Annotated in this window: 18 protein-coding genes and 1 tRNA gene; 7 read left to right on the top strand and 12 right to left on the bottom strand. The window is 51.0% G+C overall.

Annotated features, from left to right (window positions below; all coding sequences use genetic code 11):
- The first annotated feature begins 463 nt into the window (after nucleotides 1-463).
- On the top strand, nucleotides 464-1,090 hold the full coding sequence (locus KW828_RS17910) for an inovirus Gp2 family protein (RefSeq protein WP_218337651.1): 627 nt from the start codon (nucleotides 464-466) through the stop codon (nucleotides 1,088-1,090).
- Between the two features lie 111 nt (nucleotides 1,091-1,201).
- Nucleotides 1,202-1,420: an AlpA family transcriptional regulator gene (locus KW828_RS17905; RefSeq protein ID WP_103158538.1), complete on the top strand. Its 219-nt coding sequence runs from the start codon at nucleotides 1,202-1,204 to the stop codon at nucleotides 1,418-1,420.
- Nucleotides 1,421-1,444: 24 nt separating this feature from the next.
- On the opposite strand, the gene KW828_RS17900 is transcribed toward KW828_RS17905, so the two are convergent.
- Nucleotides 1,445-1,672, bottom strand: a complete 228-nt coding sequence (locus tag KW828_RS17900) for a hypothetical protein (RefSeq protein WP_096080253.1) — start codon at nucleotides 1,670-1,672, stop codon at nucleotides 1,445-1,447.
- Between the two features lie 334 nt (nucleotides 1,673-2,006).
- Here KW828_RS17900 and KW828_RS17895 point away from each other — a divergent pair, with 334 nt between their 5' ends.
- The 3 genes from KW828_RS17895 (at nucleotide 2,007) to KW828_RS17885 (ending at nucleotide 7,217) form a co-directional block, all read left to right on the top strand.
- Nucleotides 2,007-4,082 carry an McrB family protein gene (locus KW828_RS17895; protein WP_218337650.1) on the top strand — a complete coding sequence of 692 codons (2,076 nt, stop codon included), beginning with the start codon at nucleotides 2,007-2,009 and terminating at the stop codon, nucleotides 4,080-4,082.
- Nucleotides 4,075-5,373 carry an McrC family protein gene (locus tag KW828_RS17890; protein WP_218337649.1) on the top strand — a complete coding sequence of 433 codons (1,299 nt, stop codon included), beginning with the start codon at nucleotides 4,075-4,077 and terminating at the stop codon, nucleotides 5,371-5,373. The genes KW828_RS17895 and KW828_RS17890 overlap by 8 nt, the downstream gene beginning before the upstream one ends.
- 104 nt (nucleotides 5,374-5,477) lie before the next feature.
- Nucleotides 5,478-7,217, top strand: a complete 1,740-nt coding sequence (locus tag KW828_RS17885; RefSeq protein ID WP_218337648.1) for an Alw26I/Eco31I/Esp3I family type II restriction endonuclease — start codon at nucleotides 5,478-5,480, stop codon at nucleotides 7,215-7,217.
- A 13-nt stretch (nucleotides 7,218-7,230) separates the two neighbouring features.
- On the opposite strand, the gene dcm is transcribed toward KW828_RS17885, so the two are convergent.
- The 4 genes from dcm to KW828_RS17865 all read right to left on the bottom strand — a co-directional run bounded on the left by dcm (nucleotide 7,231) and on the right by KW828_RS17865 (nucleotide 11,814).
- Nucleotides 7,231-8,421, bottom strand: coding sequence for a DNA (cytosine-5-)-methyltransferase (gene dcm / locus KW828_RS17880; RefSeq protein WP_105079024.1), 1,191 nt, complete (start codon nucleotides 8,419-8,421; stop codon nucleotides 7,231-7,233).
- A complete protein-coding gene (locus KW828_RS17875) occupies nucleotides 8,414-10,036 on the bottom strand; it encodes an Alw26I/Eco31I/Esp3I family type II restriction adenine-specific DNA-methyltransferase (protein WP_250587437.1) in 1,623 nt (540 codons plus the stop codon). Before KW828_RS17875 ends, dcm begins: the two co-directional genes overlap by 8 nt.
- A gap of 247 nt (nucleotides 10,037-10,283) precedes the next feature.
- Complete coding sequence (locus tag KW828_RS17870) at nucleotides 10,284-11,531, bottom strand: integrase arm-type DNA-binding domain-containing protein (RefSeq protein ID WP_218337647.1); 1,248 nt, start codon at nucleotides 11,529-11,531, stop codon at nucleotides 10,284-10,286.
- Nucleotides 11,532-11,729: 198 nt separating this feature from the next.
- A tRNA-Leu gene (locus tag KW828_RS17865) sits at nucleotides 11,730-11,814 on the bottom strand.
- A gap of 182 nt (nucleotides 11,815-11,996) precedes the next feature.
- Here KW828_RS17865 and KW828_RS17860 point away from each other — a divergent pair.
- Nucleotides 11,997-12,569, top strand: a complete 573-nt coding sequence (locus tag KW828_RS17860; RefSeq protein WP_218337646.1) for a sterol desaturase family protein — start codon at nucleotides 11,997-11,999, stop codon at nucleotides 12,567-12,569.
- On the opposite strand, the gene crtB is transcribed toward KW828_RS17860, so the two are convergent.
- The 7 genes from crtB to KW828_RS17825 all read right to left on the bottom strand — a co-directional run bounded on the left by crtB (nucleotide 12,484) and on the right by KW828_RS17825 (nucleotide 20,105).
- Nucleotides 12,484-13,434: a 15-cis-phytoene synthase CrtB gene (gene crtB / locus KW828_RS17855; RefSeq protein ID WP_218337645.1), complete on the bottom strand. Its 951-nt coding sequence runs from the start codon at nucleotides 13,432-13,434 to the stop codon at nucleotides 12,484-12,486. The two genes, KW828_RS17860 and crtB, sit on opposite strands and share 86 nt — an antisense overlap.
- On the bottom strand, nucleotides 13,431-14,912 hold the full coding sequence (locus KW828_RS17850; protein ID WP_218337644.1) for a phytoene desaturase: 1,482 nt from the start codon (nucleotides 14,910-14,912) through the stop codon (nucleotides 13,431-13,433). The genes crtB and KW828_RS17850 overlap by 4 nt, the downstream gene beginning before the upstream one ends.
- A complete protein-coding gene (gene crtY, locus KW828_RS17845; RefSeq protein ID WP_218337643.1) occupies nucleotides 14,905-16,077 on the bottom strand; it encodes a lycopene beta-cyclase CrtY in 1,173 nt (390 codons plus the stop codon). The genes KW828_RS17850 and crtY overlap by 8 nt, the downstream gene beginning before the upstream one ends.
- A complete protein-coding gene (locus tag KW828_RS17840) occupies nucleotides 16,074-17,339 on the bottom strand; it encodes a glycosyltransferase (protein WP_218337642.1) in 1,266 nt (421 codons plus the stop codon). The genes crtY and KW828_RS17840 overlap by 4 nt, the downstream gene beginning before the upstream one ends.
- Nucleotides 17,336-18,379 (bottom strand): type 2 isopentenyl-diphosphate Delta-isomerase, encoded by a 1,044-nt coding sequence (gene fni / locus KW828_RS17835; RefSeq protein WP_218337641.1) that lies wholly within the window; start codon nucleotides 18,377-18,379, stop codon nucleotides 17,336-17,338. Before fni ends, KW828_RS17840 begins: the two co-directional genes overlap by 4 nt.
- Before the next feature lie 43 nt (nucleotides 18,380-18,422).
- Entirely contained in the window at nucleotides 18,423-19,328 is a 906-nt protein-coding gene (locus KW828_RS17830; RefSeq protein WP_218337654.1) for a polyprenyl synthetase family protein, read from the bottom strand.
- A gap of 222 nt (nucleotides 19,329-19,550) precedes the next feature.
- Nucleotides 19,551-20,105 carry a YtfJ family protein gene (locus KW828_RS17825; protein ID WP_218337640.1) on the bottom strand — a complete coding sequence of 185 codons (555 nt, stop codon included), beginning with the start codon at nucleotides 20,103-20,105 and terminating at the stop codon, nucleotides 19,551-19,553.
- Nucleotides 20,106-20,270: 165 nt separating this feature from the next.
- On the opposite strand from KW828_RS17825, the gene KW828_RS17820 reads away from it, so the two are divergent.
- On the top strand, nucleotides 20,271-21,290 hold the full coding sequence (locus tag KW828_RS17820; protein ID WP_218337639.1) for an NAD(P)-dependent alcohol dehydrogenase: 1,020 nt from the start codon (nucleotides 20,271-20,273) through the stop codon (nucleotides 21,288-21,290).
- The last annotated feature ends 2 nt before the right edge of the window (nucleotides 21,291-21,292 follow it).

Raw genomic sequence — 21,292 nt, 5'->3', positions numbered from 1 at the left:
GTACCAGTTGAGCGGATTCGCGTTTGAATTCAGGACTGAAATTTCTTCTTTTCATTGGAGCACCTGTGTTGTTCTGAGGTGAGCATATCACCTCTGTTCAGGTGGCCAAATTCAGTAAACCACTTCAGTATAAGAGTCAGAACGGAACAAGCTGCAAACTCACTTCAGGTACAGATGTGACAACGCACAAAGCGACCACAAGATATCTGGCCTCAACAAACTAACTTGCGGGTAAAAAAAGCAGCAGAAAAAGCATAACGGCTCTTTTCCTTCTTCTATTGGATCTTGACTTTCGTCACAGCTCTTTTTGCCGGATTAATAATATATCCATAATTTAATTAACAAATACATTAACCACAAACACTAAGAAAACAGTTGTTCCCCTCTCATACTTAGCCTTTCTTAAACAAAAACTTACTGTCTTTACCATGTAATGAATTTTTAAGAACACATGGTGAAAGCAATGGAAGATTATTCAGAATGCTATGGGGATTTGAGAAAGGAATATCTGAAACGGACCGAGGAGAGTATCAGCAAAGCACAGAAGGAATACCCTCGATTACTGGCTGTAAGAGTGGATTTCCGCTTACCCATGTGCAAAGAGAAACTGGAGAAAGCCAGAGTTGATGCTTCGGTTATCACGCGTTGTATGAAATCTCTGAAGGAGCGTATTAAGGCGGATTTGAAACGTAAAAAGAAAGCAGGTAAGCGGACCTACCCCTGTCGGCTTCGTTATGTATGGGTGAGGGAATTTAATCTTGAAGGGAAAAAGCATTACCACGCCCTGCTTCTCCTGAATAAAGACGCTTACTTTCATCCAGGAGATTTCAACAAAGACAGTGGGACGTTAGCTTCAATGATAGCCGGAGCCTGGGTGAGCTCTCTGGGGCTTTCATATCCTGCGGACAGAGGTCTGGTTCACTTTCCAACAAATGGTTACTACCACCTGAACAGCAAAGGTGAAAAGGAATTTAATACCCCGATGAATACGAAAATGGATGAGCTGATGTTTCGTAGTGCCTATATGGCAAAACTGAGATCGAAATGTAATGAAGACGGCGAACGCAACTTTGGCTGCAGCCAGAACTAAAAATTATTAATTACTGAGAAACGGATGATTATGGCGGAGTGATAGGCGATATCAAAAATGATTGAACCTCGAGCTCCTGTCTTTCAACTCATAAAGACAAGAGAAAACGTCATGACCATGCAAAGCAACAACATTGACCTAATGAACGACAAGCTGGTGGATATGGTATTCATTACCGAATTTACAGGGCTGAGCGATAAGTGGTTCTACAAGCTGATAAGCGAAGGTAAGTTTCCGAAACCGATTAAGCTAGGACGTAGCTCCCGCTGGAAGGAAAGTGAGTTAAGAAGCTGGCTAGAGGAAAAAATAGATCTGTCCAGAGCAACATAACTCTGGACATACGATGGGGAGATATTATCGTAGCTTTTGATAAAAATTCTTGCGAACAGTACGACTGATGTAACTGTTAAGCCCCTGCCCCGCCCTTGCAAGCATTTTCATGTGGTCAACCGCAACTTGACCAGGCCGGATAGAGTTGTATAGGTACAAAGAGTTATCACGAAATTGCACAGTAATTGAGTCATCCCCTATCTCAAAACCCACAACTCCTGAATCGCCACCACGATTTTGATACCTTTCCATTTAATATCCTTGTCAATTAAACGCTTATTGCACCCCAACAATAACCACTAAAAAGAAAAGGGTATGTGACGGATATCTCTAAAAGTAATGTGGCGTTAGAAATTTAGTAACACTCCTGAAAGGCCCCAAATACGGGCTTAGGACAACACAGTCTTGCTGTGTACCTAAACTCCTTGTTTTGCTACTAACGTTAATTCGATTAACTGGCAGTGCACTTTCTACGTAGAGTACTTGATTATGAAATTTGGCTAGAACTTGATGCCAGATAAAACTTAGTTAAACTTCATCACTTAGCCTATATGACAAGCAATGTCACAGCAAAGGAAAAGCCACGATGACTCTTGTAGATAGTGTCGAAGCAGGCAAGCTTACGATCAGTGAATTGATTGATACCCTGGCGAAAGATAAAAATTACGCAGCTTCAAAGTGGGATCAGCGATACCGCGAATTTACGACCTTGCTACAGCAAACCTCAACTTTTGCTGAGCCTGATACGGATGATTTGGTCAAACGGCTTTGGTATGAACGTGGCAATGGCATTGCCAGCATTCGTCAGGGTGTTCCGTCTTTAGCGGAATATCAACAAAGCCTGCCACTGCTAAGAGAATTAACCGAGCGTATTCGTCAGCAGCCGGATGAAGCAACCTACCAATATGTTGGCGATGCTCTGAAGCAGGCCAAAGAGATAGGACTTCTGAAGCGCATGTATTGGAGTTTAAGAAATCGTGTCTTTGCCGCGTTTTCGCCAGAAACCTGCACCAGTACAGTGGATGAGAATGCGTTTACTAAAGCGGCAGATTTTCTGAATAAGAAATTCCACCTCGGTTTAGAACTGACTGGTAACTGGTTACAGAAAAACAATGAATTGAAGCAAGCCATACACGCCCAATCTCCCAATGCAGATCCTTATTACGTGAATATGGCTATTTGGCATCTCTATGAATTGCTACGTGAGCGCGATAATGAACAAAAACAGGAGAAAGTATCCAGCGCCACATCAACAACTAGTAGTGAGCTCACCGAAATTAAGCCCCTCTCACACTCACCAACTAACGTGATCTATTTTGGTCCGCCAGGCACTGGCAAGACCTTCACATTGCAGCAAAAGATGAAAGAGTACACCTCTCATGCTGTAGCAACCGATCGTGATGCCTGGCTTGATTCTCGCCTTGAATCGTTGAACTGGATGCAGGTTATAGCGCTGGTGTTGCTCGATCTTGGTAAACGAGCAAAAGTTCGCCAAATTATTGAGCATATGTGGTTCCAACGTAAGGCGCTGCTGAATGGACGTAGTAGCAACTTTTCGCAAACTGCCTGGGCGACATTGCAATCCTTCACAATACCGGGATCAACTACCGTTGCTTATAAAGGTCGCCGAGAACCTGCGATCTTCGACAAAACTGCCGATAGTGAATGGTTCCTGGTTGAATCCCAGCTAGAGCAAGTGGATGAGCTGCTTTCTTTGTATGCAGAGTTAAAGCAAGGACCTAAATCTGCCGAGTCCATCCAGAGATTTGCGGTGGTTACTTTCCACCAATCTTACGGCTATGAAGAATTTATTGAAGGTATCCGCGCTCGCTCAGACGAAAGTGGCAATATCTCTTACCCTATTGAGCCGGGTATCTTTATGCGCCTGTGTCAGCGTGCCAATGCCGATCCAGCACATCGCTACGCCATTTTCATTGATGAGATCAATCGCGGCAACATCTCCAAGATCTTTGGCGAGCTGATTTCGCTCATTGAAGTAGACAAGCGTGCGGGTATGTCCAATGCAATGAGCCTGCAACTGTCTTATAGCGGTGATCACTTCAGTGTACCTGGCAATGTCGACATCATCGGAGCCATGAACACTGCGGATCGTTCTTTAGCTCTGATGGACACGGCTTTGCGCCGTCGCTTTGACTTTGTCGAAATGATGCCTGATCTCTCTTTGCTGAGTGGAAGTAAGGTGAAAGGCATAGAACTCGAGTCGTTGTTAGAGAAACTCAACAGCCGCATCGAAGCACTTTACGATCGTGAACATACGCTAGGGCATGCGTTCTTTATGCCGGTAAAAAATGCACTCGATGCCGGTGATGAAGAAGCTGCGTTTAAACAATTGAAGATCGCATTCCAGAAAAAGATCATTCCGCTGTTGCAGGAATACTTTTTCGATGACTGGAACAAGATCAGGCTGGTGCTGGCAGACAACCAAAAGCAAGACGACAGTCTGCAATTCGTGATTGAGAAAACCGACGATCTGGATACGCTTTTTGGTAACAATCATGCTTTACGACGCCATGATCAGCAATCGACAGCTTACGAGCTCGAAGCATTTGATGAAGAGATCTGGAATATGCCACAGGCTTACCGCGCTATTTATCAGCCACAGCAGACCACTCTTGATGAGCAGGCAGTAAACCATGGGTGAAGTGCTCTCTGTTTTTGAATATGACCTGCTAGGGAGTGGAAATGCGGCTTCACTTGGCGCAAAGCTGGTCCCTCAACAGGTCTTTGATTATTTAGAAACACTTAGCCTAACAAGCATTCAAGGAAGCCAGTTTCTCAAACTCACCTCACGCTCAGGTTTTAAATTGCTTCAGGTGCAAAACTACGCGGGGATGCTTTCAACACCTCACGGTTTCCAACTTGAGATACTACCCAAGGTTGGTAAAAACCTCACGGCTGCGAGTGCGCGAGAAACATTCATCACGATGCTAAGCCACCTGCCTGGGTTTCGACATATTCAAACCCAGCAGGCAACTCTCCAGGCACAGCGCATGCCTTTGCTCGAGATTTTTATCAGCCAGTTTTTGCAAAGCGTCAGCCAATTGCTTAAACAAGGTTTACGATCCGACTATGTGAGCGAGCAAGGTAATCTGTCTTTTATGAGGGGCAAGCTGATGCTTTCCGCGCAGTTGCGGCATAACGTGGTGAATCGTCATAAATTTTGTGTCGATTATGATGACTACATGCCAGATTGTTCAGCCAATCGGCTTTTACATTCCGCGCTGGATAAATTACTTAGCCTGAGACTTTCATCTGAGAATCAACGCTGGCTTTACGAGCTGCGCTTTGCTTTTGACGGTATCCCACCTAGCCGGGATATTGAGAGTGATATAAGCAGCTTACGCCTAGGGCGTGGTATGGCTCATTACAACGAGCCAATGGCCTGGGCGCAGCTGATTCTGAGAGGAATGAGCCCGAGTGCCTTGCAGGGAAACACCAACGCAATATCACTCTTGTTCCCTATGGAAGCGGTATTTGAGTCTTTTGTTACACAAACCCTCCCCCACGAGCTTCCTCCTCACCTTAAAGTTAAATCACAGGCTGCCACTTATTCTTTGGTAAAGCATGGGCTTAACGATTGCTTTAAGCTTCGTCCTGATTTGTTGATTCAGTCACGCCACCCAGTTCAAACCAAAATGGTGATGGATACTAAATGGAAGCTGGTAGATAACAACTCACAAAAAAAATCACTTTATGGATTAGCACAATCCGACTTCTATCAAATGTTTGCCTACGGCCAAAAATACCTTGGTGGAACAGGCGAGATGTATCTGATTTACCCTGCGCACGATGACTTTAGCCAACCGATACAGCAGCACTTTGCTTTCTCGGACACTTTAAAATTATGGGTTGCGCCATACCGGATTACAGCAAAGCGTGGGGAGAAGATGATGTGGGCGAGTGATGTGTTCAGTATATCGCTTAGGAGCTAAGATGATGAGGAACCAGTCCTATGACAAAATGGGTTTTCTCTAAGTATAGTTTTAGGTGAAAATGAATATAATGTCTAATTACGACTTTCTTACATGGAGACGTTATGAAAATTGCAAAAATTGCAGTTGTTCCAGATTTTGATAAAATAATTAGCGACTACAAAAGTAACCACTCAGACCAAAATATAATGAAAAAAAATGTAAAACCTAAATATGGTGATGCGGCATTTTTAGCGTATTCCCAGAAAATAGTTAAGCATCCAAATTATGCTGGAATGCCAGACCCTTTTGGGGAAAAAGGTGAGATTCAATGGGAAGCCCCATCAAATAGGGCATCAGGAAAATTTAAGCACACTCATCAACGACGCTATGAATGGTGGAAAAATAAAGCAAAAAGCATCGGGATAAATCCCGATACTGAAAATGCATGGATTAGTAAAACAGCTAAAATAATTCATCCATTTGGAGTTAAACCCTGCAAAAAATGCGGTAAAGAAATGGAATTGTCTTACTCTTATCCCAACGAACATTTCTTTTCTCGGGTTAAAAAACTTAATTATATCGATGAGACTTTTGAGCTATCTCAAAACGAACACATAGTCGATCTTTTAACACGCTTGGATGATCGTTTTGGTGAAAAAATATACTCAGACTTATCATTTTTATTTTCTACAAAATTTATCACAACGCCTGAACTACCAAACAATCTCGAAGCATGGATTGAGTATCTGAAAGAACAATACATACCTCAAGAATCTCGCATGCTAAGCCCTGGAGCTATGGCAAACCCTCCAGACCGTTTTGATGGATTCCATTCATTTAACCGCTGTTGTCGCTCTACTGCTGATAAAGGAAGAACTAAAGAAAATCTTAAATCCTATGTTACTGATCGAAGAGTTTTCGAATATTGGGTAGACGGTGATTGGGTTGCTGCTGATAGGCTAATGGGCCAAGTTAGAACAAATGATATTTTTATTAAAGAAGAATGCTTGAATACAGGGAATGGAGGGTTACACCCTATGCCTTGCCAAGCAGACCATATTGGCCCGATATCACTAGGATTTTCCCATCGCCCTCAATTTCAACTACTTTGTAAATCATGTAATAGTGCCAAAAATAATCGCATGTATTTAAGCGATATAACCTCTTTATTAGAAGCTGAGAATGAAGGGCATACAGTTATTTCATGGTTCGCAGAGGAGGTATGGAATCGTCTGAAACACTCTGTAGATGATACTGAAAAAGCCTTAAGACTAAGTAAAATACTACGTGATAACAGACATACGTACATGAACCTCCTAAAAAAAATACTTGATGAAGGTTATTATACTTTCCTTGCGAGTCTTTTACATCTTGAAGTAGCTAATTATACTCCAGAATTTGAAGGGTTATATATTTCAAAGCATGTAACTTATTTTAAAGCAATAAAAAGATTAAAACGTGAAACAAAATATACAATTGTGCAAAAAGCAAGAAGAATAAGAATAGCATTTACTTCATTGAATGATTATCATAGAAAAGAAAGTAGGAATGCATTTATAGTATCAAATGAATTGTCTGATAATTACTTTACTGAAGCCATGGATAACCTACAATCATTAAGCACAGTTACAAACAGCTTAGATGAAAGAATAGCCGGAATAATGTCCGAGAATTCAAATTCAGAAAACGAGTTCAAAGACATCATTTTGGAGCTACAAGAAATAATTACAAAAAACCAACAAAAATTCAACATAATATTAAAAAACCTAATGTCAGGGATGAGTGAAATAGGAAAGGAATTAGAATTATCTTGGACAAGTGATCGTTATGTTCGCTCAAGCCCTGATGAGGTAATAGAATAAAAAAACAGCCCTCTTAAAAAGAGGGCTTTACATTCCTGTTATAATACTCTGAAGCAGTGATATAACCTCTCATGAACAGTTGATAGTCATTTTCAGGTTGATGGATATAGTATTTACCAATTCCATCTTCACCATGCTGTAAAGGAGGAAGGTCAGATAATGCATGTTTAACAGAAACCCAAGAATCCTTTTGCTCTGTTATTTTTTTTGGAGGTTCGATTGAAAATAAAGGATCGTTTGAACCTACTAATATAACTCTTTTTCGGCGTTGAGGAATTGCATAATGTTCAGAGTTTAATACCCACCCATTCATAGTTTTCATGGTTGATGATAGTTCTTCTTTAACCCTTTCAAACACCTTGCCTTTTTCCATATTCAACAGACCAGCAACATTTTCAAAAATAAAACCGTTTGGTTTTATCTGATCCAAGAGGGATTTATAATGCATGAAGAGTGAGTTTCTTGGATCATCCATTGTTCTTGCATTTCCTGCCGTAGAAAATCCTTGACATGGAGGCCCCCCCAGTATCCACAATTGTTTATCAGAATATGTTTTTTTGATTCCTGATAATTTATTTATTATTTTTGAGAAATTTTCATCATCAGAAATACTTCCGCAAATAACTTCTTCATGAACATTTCTTGAATATGTTTGTAGATATTTTTCCTCAATATCATTAGCTAATAATGGAGTCCATCCAGCCCATTTGAATCCTAACCCAAGCCCCCCTGCCCCAGAAAACAAATCGACATAGTAACCAGTATTACCTATGGCTCTCTCTATTTCTTTCGCAATCAAAAAAGCCAAAAATGGAGGTACGGCATTACCAATTTGGGTATTAACTGCTGTTTGCCCTCCACAGAAAATAAAATCATCTGGGAATGATTGCAATCTTGCTGCTTCTCTCTGGGATAGGACACGATTTTGCTCATAGTGGATATGACAACCATTTCCAGGCCGGTTAAAATAAGTATTAATAGTATATGCAGGCATATCTGGAAGTAATCTACCGTAGTAGGTTGAACGGCTTCCTTTTCCTTGTGCATAGCTTTCCCGAATTTGTTCTATTCTTTTAGATGGTACATCTAAAGGAATGTTTTTCCAGTTACCGCCTGGCGGTACCGAATTAACAATCATCATATCCAGTTCACTTAGCTTTGCAGCCTTATGATTGGGAATCATTAATGCTTCACTTTTAGCCATAATGTTGAAACATCCTCAGTAAATTTTCTTTTTCTGCTAACTCAATCTTATCAAATGAAGACAAAAGTTTATCAAATTCATTCAAATTCAATTTGTAAATTTTTTTGGCTATATAAGCCTCAATTTTCAGTTCAGCATCACAACACCCATTCATGCAAGAGATTACCAGCTGTTTCAACTCAGTATGTTGCGATAATATTTTTTCAGACGGTATCGCAGTCTTTCTTAAGGCTGATAATGAAACATGGCCAGTGGCTAAAAAGCTTCTTAATTGAAATTCAAAACAAAGGGAGTTTATTATTCCCAATAAACTAAAAAGTGAATCCTGTGATCCATTTTGATAATAGACCACCCCCAGTGAATTCCCTGCTAATGAATCAGGAGGAATTACTGTTGCGATTACTCTTCTCTTTTGACTTGGACGAGAAATATCACGCCATGCAATTCTTTTAAAATTAGAACTGGATGGAACCTTATCAATTCTTTTAGTTATCTTTAAATTATAACTAATGTCAAAGTTGTATCTTCCGATCATTTTCCCTTTAACGAATAGGTATCCATCCCCATTTTTTTTTGTCCAATTGCTACTCCCCGTCTCATCGATTTCTCTTCCCGCCCATATTTCTCCATTTTTTTCTAAGCTATTCCAAGTTGAGTATTCCTCTTGCAGCTTCTTTAATAAATGGATTGCATGAACACCTTGAGATATTGGAATACTAAGATGTTGAGTATCTATACTAGATAAATCAAAACACCCGAATGAATTAATATTTAATTTTTTATCATATACACTAAGCTGCATGTCCTTATTAAAAGAATCGCCTTTAATTAAAATAAAAGAACATGAAGACACATCAGCGCCATTGAATAACTTTGCTTCCGCTGGATAATAGTTTATGAAATCGAGCCTTCCAGTGTTAAAGAACTTTTGACGCAAAGTAAAAGACTGTTCATCAGCGAAAAAAGATGCAGGCATAACAATAGCTAATATACCATTTTTGTTACATATTTCTAAGCTAAGCTCTGCACCAACACGTGAAAGATTAGTCCCCCAACCAGCAAATTTGCGCTTCGGTTGTGAATATGGCAAAACTTTTGACAAATAATCATCAAACTCTCGAAGCGACTCGATATATTTCGATTTAATAGATGGCTCAAATAGATTGAGTTCCCTGGAATCTGGTTTTATATTCTCCCAAGGTGGGTTAGTAATAACACAATCAAAGTAATCGATATAGTTTTCAAACTCATAAAAAACATCAATATTTTTTACAGTAACTTTAATATTTGCACCAGCTAATTTAAGTTCAGCTAACTCACTTTGAGCATGAACAAGGCCAGCATGTTCTATATCAAATAGATAAACATTCCATTCCACATCAGGAAAGCCATTTAATATCCATTGTTTAATAAGCAATGTGATAAGTCGTCCGTCTCCTGAAAATGGATCCGCAATATTATAATTTTTTTTACCAGTTGCATTTATTAATGGCAATAATTTCTCTATCATCAAAAATGCAATTTTTTCATCAGTATAGTACTTGCCTGTCGCTTTCTCAGTGAACTTTTCAGCATTATTTAAAGACAGTGAATTAATTAAATGGATATGTTTCATGTTATATATCTCTTCCATCATCAGGATAAGATTGTATCATTTTGAGTGTAAATACTCAACAACAACTGTACATAAATACAGCTTTTTTTTGAGCAAACCTAGGTTGAACACACGTAGCTAAAATAAAAGTCACGGAAATAACTTCGCGTGACTTTTATTTAGTTTTGAAAGGGTTTAACTTTCATTTAGTTAAAAACTAAAAAAGCATATATCCTAGATACTAATAATATATGTCTTAATATTGTTGCTACTTTCCAAATTCAAACGGACTTACAATCTTCTCCCGATTAGCATCCAGATAATCCGCCCACCACTGCACCATCAATCTACGCTCTCCCAAATGCTCAGCCTTATGAATGTAGGCCGCACGTACAGAGTTACGTTCCTGATGGCTCATCTGCCTCTCTACCGCATCCTTCGACCACAATCCCGATTCAATCAACGAACTACAAGCCATCGTCCTAAAACCATGCCCGCAGACTTCAACTTTCGTATCGTACCCCATAACCCGCAGCGCCTTGTTCACCGTGTTTTCACTCATCGGTTTACGTGGATCGTGATCGCCAACGAAAATCAGCTCTCGATTCCCGTTCATGCATTTGATCTTTTCCAGAATAGCTAAGGCCTGACGCGATAAGGGAACAAGATGTGGAGTCCGCATCTTCGAACCACGCTGTGAATGTTTAACACCGTCCAGCGGTTCACGCTCACCGGGGATCGTCCACATAGCTGTTTCAAAATCCACTTCTGTCCAGCGGGCAAAACGCAGCTCGCTTGAACGGATGAAAACCAACAAAGTGAGTTCAACCGCCAGTCGGGTTAACGGCCTGCCAGAATAGTGATCGATGCGGTGAAGTAATTCGGGAATGCGATTAAGCTCCAGAGCCGCACGATGCTGTCTTTTCGCCGTAGCAACCGCACCGGCAATCTCTTGCGCGGGGTTGTAGTCGATTAAGCCGCTCTGAACGGCAAAGCGCATAATCGCGGTGGTACGCTGCTGTAAACGGGCAGCGACTTCAAGACGCCCGGATGACTCCACAGCTTTGATGGGTACGAGCAGATCCCGCGTCTTCAATTCAGCAATGTTCCGCTTACCGATAGCAGTAAAGAGATTATCTTCCAGGCTTTTCAATACACGAGCACTGTGCGATGCAGACCATTTCTGATTGCTGGCGTGCCAGTCTCTGGCGACCACTTCAAACGTTATCGCCTCTTGTTCTTGCTCTACTTTAACGGCTTTCTTGTTCTCACTTGGATCGACACCATTAGCTAACAGCTTACGGGCTTCATCCCGGCGTGCCCGGGCATCTGCCAGCGAGACTTCAGGGTATTTCCCCAGCGCCAGCATCTTCTCTTTACCACCGAAGCGATAACGTAGCCGCCAGTATTTGGAGCCGTTAGGATGAACCAGCAAAACCATACCGTCGCCGTCAGTAAGTTTATAGGCTTTTGCTTCAGGCTTAGCCGAACGAACCTTCACATCACTCAGAGCCATGATGAATATCCTTTCAAGGGTTCTGTGTGGGTACAAACATTATCGAACCGCGATATACCCGCAGTTGTACCCGCATCAGTAAGTTGATGTAGATTGAATCAGGTTGACTTAGGTTGAGTGAAAAAGCGAGGAAAGCCTTGCGGATACTGGATTTCAGGCACAAAAAAAGACGTCCGTTGACGTCTATTGATGTTCCGATGGTGCCGAAGGCCGGACTCGAACCGGCACGTATTTCTACGGTTGATTTTGAATCAACTGCGTCTACCGATTTCGCCACTCCGGCACGGAAAGGTATGCGGAAAACGTTGAGGATTATACCCTTACCGGCCACCTTCGCAACCTCAATTGTCCGTAGCGTGCGCTAAGTGCCGAAAATTTCGCCTTAGTCCCGCCCTTCTGCCAGCTGCGCGGCAGCCAGGCGACTCCGTTGCTATACTCTGCATCATCTCAAAACAAGGAATCACGATGCTCGTGCTGTGGAACACCCTGATTGTGCTGGCGACCGTCGCCGCCATGGAGATTGTGGCGACGCTGGCGCATAAATACATCATGCACGGCTGGGGATGGGGCTGGCATCTTTCCCACCATGAACCGCGCACCGGCTGGTTCGAAGTCAACGATCTCTATGCCGTGGTGTTCGCCGTGCTGGCGATAGCGCTGATCGCCGTCGACTCGTCCGGCGTCTGGCCGCTCCAGTGGATCGGCGCAGGCATGACGCTCTACGGTGCCATTTATTTTATGGTGCATGACGGGCTGGTGCATCAGCGCTGGCCGTTTCGTTATATTCCGCGCCGCGGCTATCTGAAGCGTTTATACATGGCGCACCGTCTGCATCATGCGGTGCGCGGCAAAGAGGATTGCGTCTCCTTCGGCTTTCTCTATGCGCCGCCGGTATCAAAGCTCCAGGCGATCCTGCGCAGTCGTAACGGCAGACCGCCCCAGGGCGAGCAGGCTACACCGCGCGATCGTCATGCCGGTGCGGACGCTGCCACAGCGCGGAAGAACGCGGCGGCGACGTCGGGACAACGCGAGAGCTGACCGCCTGCGCAGCACCTTTGAGCAGCAGCGCGAGTTTCTCACCCTTGCTGGTGCCCTGCCGCCGATCCCAGGCGCGGGGGCCGGCAGCTTTCACCTTCACACCAATCTCCCGATACACCCCGTGCGCCGAGGCAATCGCCCAGGCGGAACGCAGCGGCAAACCGGCGAGGCCCGCGCGCGCCGAGGCGTAGTAAGGTTCGGCGGCGTCCACCAGTCGCGCCGCCAGCCGCGCCAGCTTCTCGCGGTTAACGGGATCGGCAAGCTGCTCGCGTTCGATACCCTCCTCCGCCAGCCACTGCGCCGGTAAGTAACAGCGCCCGGTTTCAGCGTCCTCAACAATATCCCGCGCAATGTTGGTCAGTTGAAAGGCCAGCCCCAGATCGCAGGCGCGATCCAGCACCGCCTCGTTGCGCACGCCCATTACCCGCGCCATCATCAGCCCCACCACGCCTGCCACGTGATAGCAGTAGCGCAGCGTATCTCCGAACGTCTCATAGTGCGTGTCGCGCACGTCCATGGCGAAGCCTTCGAGGTGATCGAACGCCAGCTGTGGCGGAATGGCGTGCCGCGTCGCCACCTCCTGAAAGGCAGCGAAAGCGGGTTCCTGCATCGGCGCGCCCGCGTAGGCCCGCTCTGTCTCGGTTCTCAGCATCGCCAGCCGCTGGGTGGCGCTGCCGTTAACGGCGGAAGCATCCCGAAAGCCCAGCACCTGGCCGTCGATCACATCGTCGCAGTAGCGGCACCAGGCGTAGAGCATCAGGGCGCTGCGGCGTGTCGGTGCGTCAAACAGCTTTGCGGCGGTATTGAAGCTTTTCGAGCCGGCCGCCATGGTATCGGTGGCGTGTTCCATCAGCGTGCTGTTCATCGTGCCAGCGCCTCCAGCATCAGTCCTGCGGTGGCTTTCGCCGAGCCGATCACGCCGGGAATGCCTGCGCCCGGATGAGTGCCCGCGCCCACCAGATAAAGGTTAGAAATGCGGCTGTCGCGGTTGTGCGGGCGGAACCAGGCGCTCTGGCGCAGGATGGGTTCGACGGAGAAGGCCGAGCCATGATGCGCGCCGAGCTGGTCGCGGAAATCAAAGGGCGTGAACATGCGCTGCGTCACCAGCTGGTCGCGCAGGCCGGGCATGTAGTGCTGCTCCAGATAGGCGAAGATGCGGTCACGCAGGCGCGGCCCTTCGATGTCCCAGTCAAGATCGGCGGTACCAAGGTGCGGTACCGGGGCCAGCACGTAGTAGCTGCCGCAGCCGGGCGGTGCCAGCGAAGGATCGGTGACGCAGGGCGCGTGCAGGTAGAGCGAAAAATCTTCCGACAGGGTGTCGCGGTTAAAAATATCGTCAATCAGCGCCTTATAGCGCGGCCCGAAGCAAACGGTGTGGTGCGCCAGCTGGCTGTGATGATGGTTAAGCCCGAAATAGAGCACGAACAGCGAGTTGCTCATGCGCTTACGTTTCAGCGAGGCGGCGCGGGACGCGCCCACCGGATGATGGCCGAGCAGTTTTTCGTAGGTGTGCACCACGTCGGCGTTAGAGGCCACCGCTGCCACCTCGATGCGCCGCCCGTCTGCCAGCTGCACTGCGCTGATCTCATTGCCGCGCGCTTCCAGCCGGGTGACTTCGGCGTTCAGCTCCAGCGTGCCGCCGAGATCATCAAACAGCCGCACCAGCCCCTGCACCAGCGCACCGGTGCCGCCGCGGGCGAACCACACGCCCCACTCACGCTCCAGCGCATGGATCAGCGTGTAGATGGACGAGGTGGCGAACGGGTTGCCGCCCACCAGCAGCGAATGGAAGGAGAACGCCTCGCGCAGGCGCTCATCCTCGATAAACGACGACACCATGCTGTAAACGCTTCGCCATGCCTGCAAACGCGCCAGCTGCGGACCGGCGCGTACCATATCGCGGAACGACAGAAACGGCACCGTGCCGAGCTTCAGGTAGCCCTCTTTAAACACCGCCTGAGAGTACGCCAGAAAGCGGCGATAGCCTTCCACGTCCCGGGGGTTGAAGCGGCGGATCTGCTCTTCCAGCCGCGCCTGATCGTTGTCATAGTCAAAGACCTGGCCCGACTCCCAGCAGAGGCGATAAAACGGCGTCACCGGCAGCAGATCGACATAGTCGGCCATGCGCTTGCCCGCCAGCGTGAACAGCTCTTCGATGGCGGTGGGATCGGTGATCACCGTGGGGCCTGCGTCAAAAGTAAAGCCCTGATCTTCATAAACATAGGCGCGGCCGCCGGGCTTGTCGCGCTGCTCCAGCAGCAGCGTGGGAATGCCTGCCGCCTGCAGGCGGATCGCTAAAGCCAGGCCGCCGAAACCAGCACCTATTACTACTGTTTTATTCATCACTGAACGCTCGCAGCCGGGGAGTGTGTTTGAGTACGGCCTGTAAGGCTTCGCCCACCGGTACCGGTGGTTTGCCCGTCAGGATCCGCGCTTTGTCGGCCAGGGTAAGCTGACCGGCGTAAAAGCGGGCGATAAGCCCAGGGTTGAGTCGGTAAAAACGTTGCATCACCTGCCAGCGCCTGTCAGGGCGTCCGGCAAGAAACAGCATACGATTAAGTACGCGGAAGAAACGCTGGCGACGCCACTGCTGCTGCACGTAATCCCGCGTCAGCGCGAACAGTGCGCCGGACGACAGGTCGCGTTGGTCAGCGATCAAATCCGCCAGCGCCGCCGCCTGCGGCAGGGAGTAGCCGGTGGTGGAGTGAAACAGCCCGGCGCGCAGTCCGCTACAGGGCTGGCCCGCTTTCTGCCGCCAGAACGCGCGGCAGTCTCCCGCGAGGGTGATCGGCAGGTTGCCCTGCTCTTCACGCTCCAGCGTCTCCAGCGCCCAGCCCTGCGCCGCCGCGTAGTCGGCAATATGCTGGCGCGCCTGATCGTCGCTTAACGTCGCGCGATCGATGTAATGGGTATCTTCAATCAGCAGGCTGTCGGCGGAGAGCGGCAGCGTATAGACAAAGCGGTAGCCCGCCGACTGATCCACGGTGGCGTCCATCAGCAGCGGACGCGTCAGTCCGTGCGGCTGACTGAGCCGCCACTGCTGGCCCAGAAATGCCTGTGATCCGATGGTCAGATGCTCGCCCAACTGATAGCCGCGCCCGTCGATCACCGCGCCTGCGCGCAGTACCGTGCCGTCTGCCAGGGTCACCGTCTGTGGCGTCAGCGCGCTGACCGGTGTCTGCGTTCTCAGGCTATCCCCCAGCGCCTGCGTTATCTCAAGTGCGAAGCGCGCAGAGGTGATGCTCAGATAGCCGCCATCGAACCGACGGGTCAGCGCCGGAAAACGCACGTCGTAGCCGGGCCAGCGATGGGCCACCAGCGGCGCGACCCACGCGTGCTGCGCCGGGGTGAGATCCTGCTCATGAAACGACCAGGTGTGATTGCCGCCCGGCGCTGCTCCGGCCTCCAGCAGCAGCAGCTTCAGCTGTGGCTGGCGCTGGCGCAGCCGCCAGGCGATCAGCCCGTTGGCCAGCCCGCCGCCGACGAGGATCAGATCGCACTGCGTCATGCGCAGTTCGCCAGGATCGGGTGGCGGCTGTTGAGCGCCTGCTCCACCACCGCAGCCGCACAGGTCGCGCCGCCCGCCTGCGCAAGCTGCGTCTGCATCAGCGTCAGCCGCTGACGGTAGCCGGGATCGTTAAGCAGCGCATGGAGATTTTTCGCCAGCGCGTTCACGGTTGTGAATCGGGAGGCGCGACGGCCAATGCCGCTGTAGACCACGCGCGCGGCGACGCCCGGCTGATCGAACGCCAGCGGAATAGTCAGGATCGGCGTGGCGCTCTCTATCGCGTCCATCACCGTATTCAGTCCACCGTGGGTGATCACCGCCTGCACCTCGCGCAGCACGGCGGGCTGATCGGCAAAATCAGTCACCTCCGCGCCGTAACGCCGCAGTCGCGCCGCCTGCACGTCGTTCAGGCCGCCGCAGTGGGCGATAAGCAGCCTGACGTTCAGCTGCCGACAGGCGCGGGCAATGGTGCGGAACAGTGTAAAGCGGTGCCCCTGAAGCGTGCCCAGCGAGGCAAACACCCGCGGCGGCGTGGAAGGTGCTGCCGCCTCCGGCGTGGCGTGGACGTGGCGCAGCGGCCCGACGGCATGAAAATGCGCGGGCAGCTGGCGACGGGGAAAATCAAACGCGGGCAGCGTCTGGCTGATCTGCGCCAGCGGCGACAGACAGTCGTGGAGCGATCGCCGCTCACCGAGGCCGAAGGCGCGCGCATGGCGTGCGATCACCTCGCTATGGCGGCGCATCAGCCAGTCATAAATGCGCTCGCTGGTGGCATACAGTTTCAGGCGGCGCGCGCCGGTGCCGTAGTTAAAGGGCATCACCGGCAGCGGCAGGTGCGCCTCGCGGTTTACCGGCAAGGCGCAGGCGACCGAGACGAACGGCAGCCCCAGCGCGTCTGCAACCAGCCCGCCCGCTGCTTCCATCTGATCGACGATCAGTCCGTCGATACCCGCCTGTTGCAGCGCGGCAGGCAGTTCACGGCAGAGCATGTCGCTGGTTTTCGCCATATCCGCGATCAGCCGAAAAATGCCCGTCCCGGCAGGGTGCGCGGTTAACTCCAGCGTATGCGCCAGGCTGCCGGGGGGATGGCTGCGTTCGCCAAGGGGATAAAAACCAATGCGCGCGTCGCCAAGCAGCGTGCGCGCTTCCGCCTGCTGCATAAAGGTGACGCGATGCCCGCGGGCGATCAGCGCCTGGGCTAGCGCTTCCAGCGCGCGCACATGACTGTAGAGCGCAGGCGCGATAACCGCGTAATGGCTCATTCCCGATCCCCGACACGCACCAGCGTCGCCTGACGCAGCGCGTCCAGGCTGGCGCTGCCGGTGCAGAAACAGGCGATCCGCAACTGCTCGATAATAATCTGAAAATGGGCGATCACCGCGTCGGCGGAGGTGGTGGCGCTGCCGAGTACGCCAGCGGCCTGGCCGGCAATTGTCGCGCCGAGTGCGATGGCGCGAGCAACGTCGATGCCGTCGCTGACGCCGCCGGAGGCGATAAGCGGCATCTGCGGCAGCGCCTGATGCAGCTCGCGCAGCGCCTGCGCGGTGGGAATGCCCCAGTCGGCAAACGCCATGGCAACTGCACGGGCGTGCGGCGTGGCGGCGCGTTCTCCTTCGACCGCTGCCCAACTGGTGCCGCCGGAACCGGCAACATCCAGCATCGCCACTCCCACGTCAGCCAGCTGGCGGGCGACCGGCACGGAAATCCCCGCGCCGACCTCTTTCACTACCACCGGCACCGGCAGCGCGTTCACTGTGCGGGCGATGGCCGTCAGCACGCCGCGCCAGTCGCGGTCGCCGCCGTTCTGCAAGGCTTCCTGCAACGGGTTGAGATGGATAATCAGCGCGTCGGCTTCGATCATCTCGACGGCGCGGCGCGCGTAGTCAATGCCATGGGGAGCGGCGATCTGCGCCGCCCCCAGGTTCGCCAGCAGCGCAATATCCGGCGCGGCCTGGCGCAGTTCCCGCGTCAGCCCCCAGTTGTCTTCGCTTTCCAGCGCCACGCGCTGAGATCCGACGCCCATCGCCAGTCCTAACGCCTGCGCCGCTTCCGCCAGATGACGGTTGATTTCTCTGGCACGGCTGGCACCGCCGGTCATCGAGCTTATCAGCAGCGGCGCGCGCAGCGTCCTGCCGAACAGCGCGCAACGCAGATCGATAGCATCCAGATGCAGCTCCGGCATTGCGCAGTGTTCAAAACGCCAGTCGGCAAAACCGGTACCGCGCTTTTTCAGGGCGCGCGCCGGATCGAGCACAATATCCAGATGATCGTTTTTGCGTTGAGTCAGTTCCCTGTCCTTCATTGCCGCTCCAGTCGCTATGGCATCCTGAGATAAAAACCCTGTCTTAGCCGAACTGCGCCATCTGCTTGTCGAACCAGGCGTGCATAAAGCGCCGCGTGGCAACGCCGCGCTGACAGGCGCTGGCAAGATGATCGTCGGCGCTACGCAGATGATCGCGCAGCCGCTGATGCACAGCCTCCGCGCCGAGCATCGCCACCAGCGTCGATTTGCCGTGATCTTTATTCCTGTCTTTGCCGGTACCGTTGAGGCCGTCCGCCAGATCGTCCAGCAACTGGAAGGCCTGACCCAGATCCTGCGCGAAACAGCGTAATCGCTGGCGTGCCTGCGGCGGGGCATCGGCGACAATCGCCGCCATTTGCAGCGTAGCGTCAAACAAACGGCTGGTTTTTAATTCATTGGCGAGCAGGATCGACTCGGCGCTGCGTGCGCCTGCGCCCTCGTGCAGATCGAGATACTGCCCCTGCACCAGTCCCTGTAGCCCAACGGCGGTGGAGAGTTCCGCCACCGCCAGGGTTTTGCAGGCGGGAGACAGCGACTGGGCTTCCGCCACCACGCCGAAAGCGCGGCTGAGCAGCGCCACGGCGGCGAGGATAGCGACGTTTTCGCCATACTGGCGGTGAATAGTGGGACGACCACGACGCAGCAGTGCATTGTCCATGCACGGAATATCGTCGAGCATCAGCGACGCGGCGTGCACCATCTCCACCGCGCAGGCGAGATCGAGCAGGCCAGGCTGATCGGCGTGACAGCCGAGGTCGCGCGCCGCCAGCACCAGCAGCAACGGACGCACCCGCTTGCCTGCCACCAGCGTGCCTTCGCGCATCGCCGTATAGACCAGATCTTGCTGCTGGCCCGCGGGCAGCAGTTCATCGAGGCGGACTTGCAGCGCCTCGCGTAGCGCCTGTAGCTCATCTTCATGGTTCAGGCAGTTATCGGCGTTGACGTTCATCGTTACAGTCATGGTTCCTCGTCGTGGCGGTTTGATGCGAATGGCGCATGTCACGGCTGCCAATAGCCGTCATAATCTGACCAGGAACTTTTGCAGCCTGAACAGCCGCTTGCCTGTTTATTTGCATCCTGCTGTGTCTGGAAAGCGTAGCGCAATGTACAGAAATTTGCTTTTACGCAACGTCCTCATCACAACTATTTACCTTGCTTTAACAATACACGATTACGCCAGCAGTTGATGGAGTAACGCCATCACCTGATCCACTTCGGCTGCGCTCAGCGCGCCGTCTTTCGCAAAGCGCACCCGCCCGTCCTTATCCAGCACCACGATAGCGGAGCCACCCGGCTGTAGCTGCCAGGCGCGCAGCGCTGCACCGCGATCGTCCACCACGAACTGCGCAGAGGGGGTTTGCCGTTTGCTCTCCTCCAGACTGCGCCGCACGAACAGCGCGCTGCCGGGGATCGCGTCATCGGTATTGACGATGGTGGTAATCGCGAAGCGGCTCGCCGGCAGCCTGGCCTTGCCGATGGCGTCGATCAGCGCAGCATTCTGATCTTTCGCCGACAGCCGTCCTGCCATATGCAGTACCACACCCACTTTTCCGCCCAGCCACGCGCTGTTCCAGGCCTGATAGCGGATCGCCGCCTGCCGGAGCTGCAATTCGCCGCGATCCGCCACGCCGACTGGCGGCACGCGTTCTCCTTCCACAAAGTTATGAGCCAGGGCGAAAAAAGGCAGCCCGCCCGCCAGCAACACGATTGCCGCGCGTAAAGTCATTGGGTTCTCCGTTAAGGGTGACGATCAATCAGGATGAAGTATAAGACGCGGTGGCTTAATAACCGCTTACACAAAGCGTGGCGCTTCACCGCTCCTATTGCCAGGTCGCCCCTCGCGGAATGCTCTACACTTCTTTCTAATCAATGCCAACCGAAGGAAATTGTGATGAGCATCATAAAAAGTTACGCCGCGCCAGAAGCCGGTGCCGATCTGGAATTGCAGGAATTCGATGCAGGTGAACTGCTGCCGGCTGACGTTGAAGTGCAGGTAGATTATTGCGGTATCTGCCACTCTGATTTGTCGATGATCGATAACGAGTGGGGCATGTCGCAGTACCCGTTAGTGGCCGGTCACGAAGTGATTGGTCGCGTGGTGGCCCTGGGCCGTGACGCGCAGGACAAAGGCCTGAAAGTGGGCCAGCGCGTGGGTATCGGCTGGACGGCGCGCAGCTGCGGGCATTGTGATGCCTGTATCAGCGGCAACCAGATCAACTGTCTGGAAGGCGCGGTGCCGACCATTTTAAACCGTGGCGGCTTTGCTGAAAAAATTCGTGCCGACTGGCAATGGGTGATCCCGCTGCCGGACAGCATTGATATTGAAACCGCAGGCCCGCTGCTGTGCGGCGGTATCACGGTGTTTAAACCGCTGCTGATGCATCATGTGACCGCCACCAGCCGTGTCGGCGTGATCGGCATCGGCGGCCTGGGCCACATCGCCATTAAACTGCTGCGTGCGATGGGCTGCGAAGTGACAGCGTTCAGCTCTAACCCGGCGAAAGAAGCGGAAGTGCGTGGATTTGGCGCGGATAAAGTGGTGAACAGCCGCGATCCAGAAGCCCTGAAAGCGCTGGCTGGTCAGTTTGACCTGATCATCAACACCGTGAACGTCGATCTTGAGTGGCAGCCGTACTTTGAAGCGCTGGCCTACGGCGGTAACTTCCATACGGTGGGCGCGGTGCTGAAACCACTGCCGGTGCCGGCGTTCACGCTGATCGGCGGCGATCGCAGCATTTCCGGCTCCGCCACCGGTACGCCGTACGAACTGCGCAAGCTGATGAAGTTTGCCGGTCGTGCGCAGGTGGCTCCGACCACCGAGCTGTTCCCGATGTCAAAAATCAATGAAGCGTTACAGCATGTGCGTGACGGTAAAGCCCGTTATCGCGTGGTGTTAAAAGCGGATTTTTAAAG

The sequence above is a fragment of the Enterobacter sp. ENT03 genome (assembly GCF_019218745.1).
GTDB lineage: Bacteria > Pseudomonadota > Gammaproteobacteria > Enterobacterales > Enterobacteriaceae > Enterobacter_D.
The sequence above is the reverse complement of the archived record's forward strand: the minus strand, read 5'-3'. Positions and strand labels throughout refer to the sequence as shown.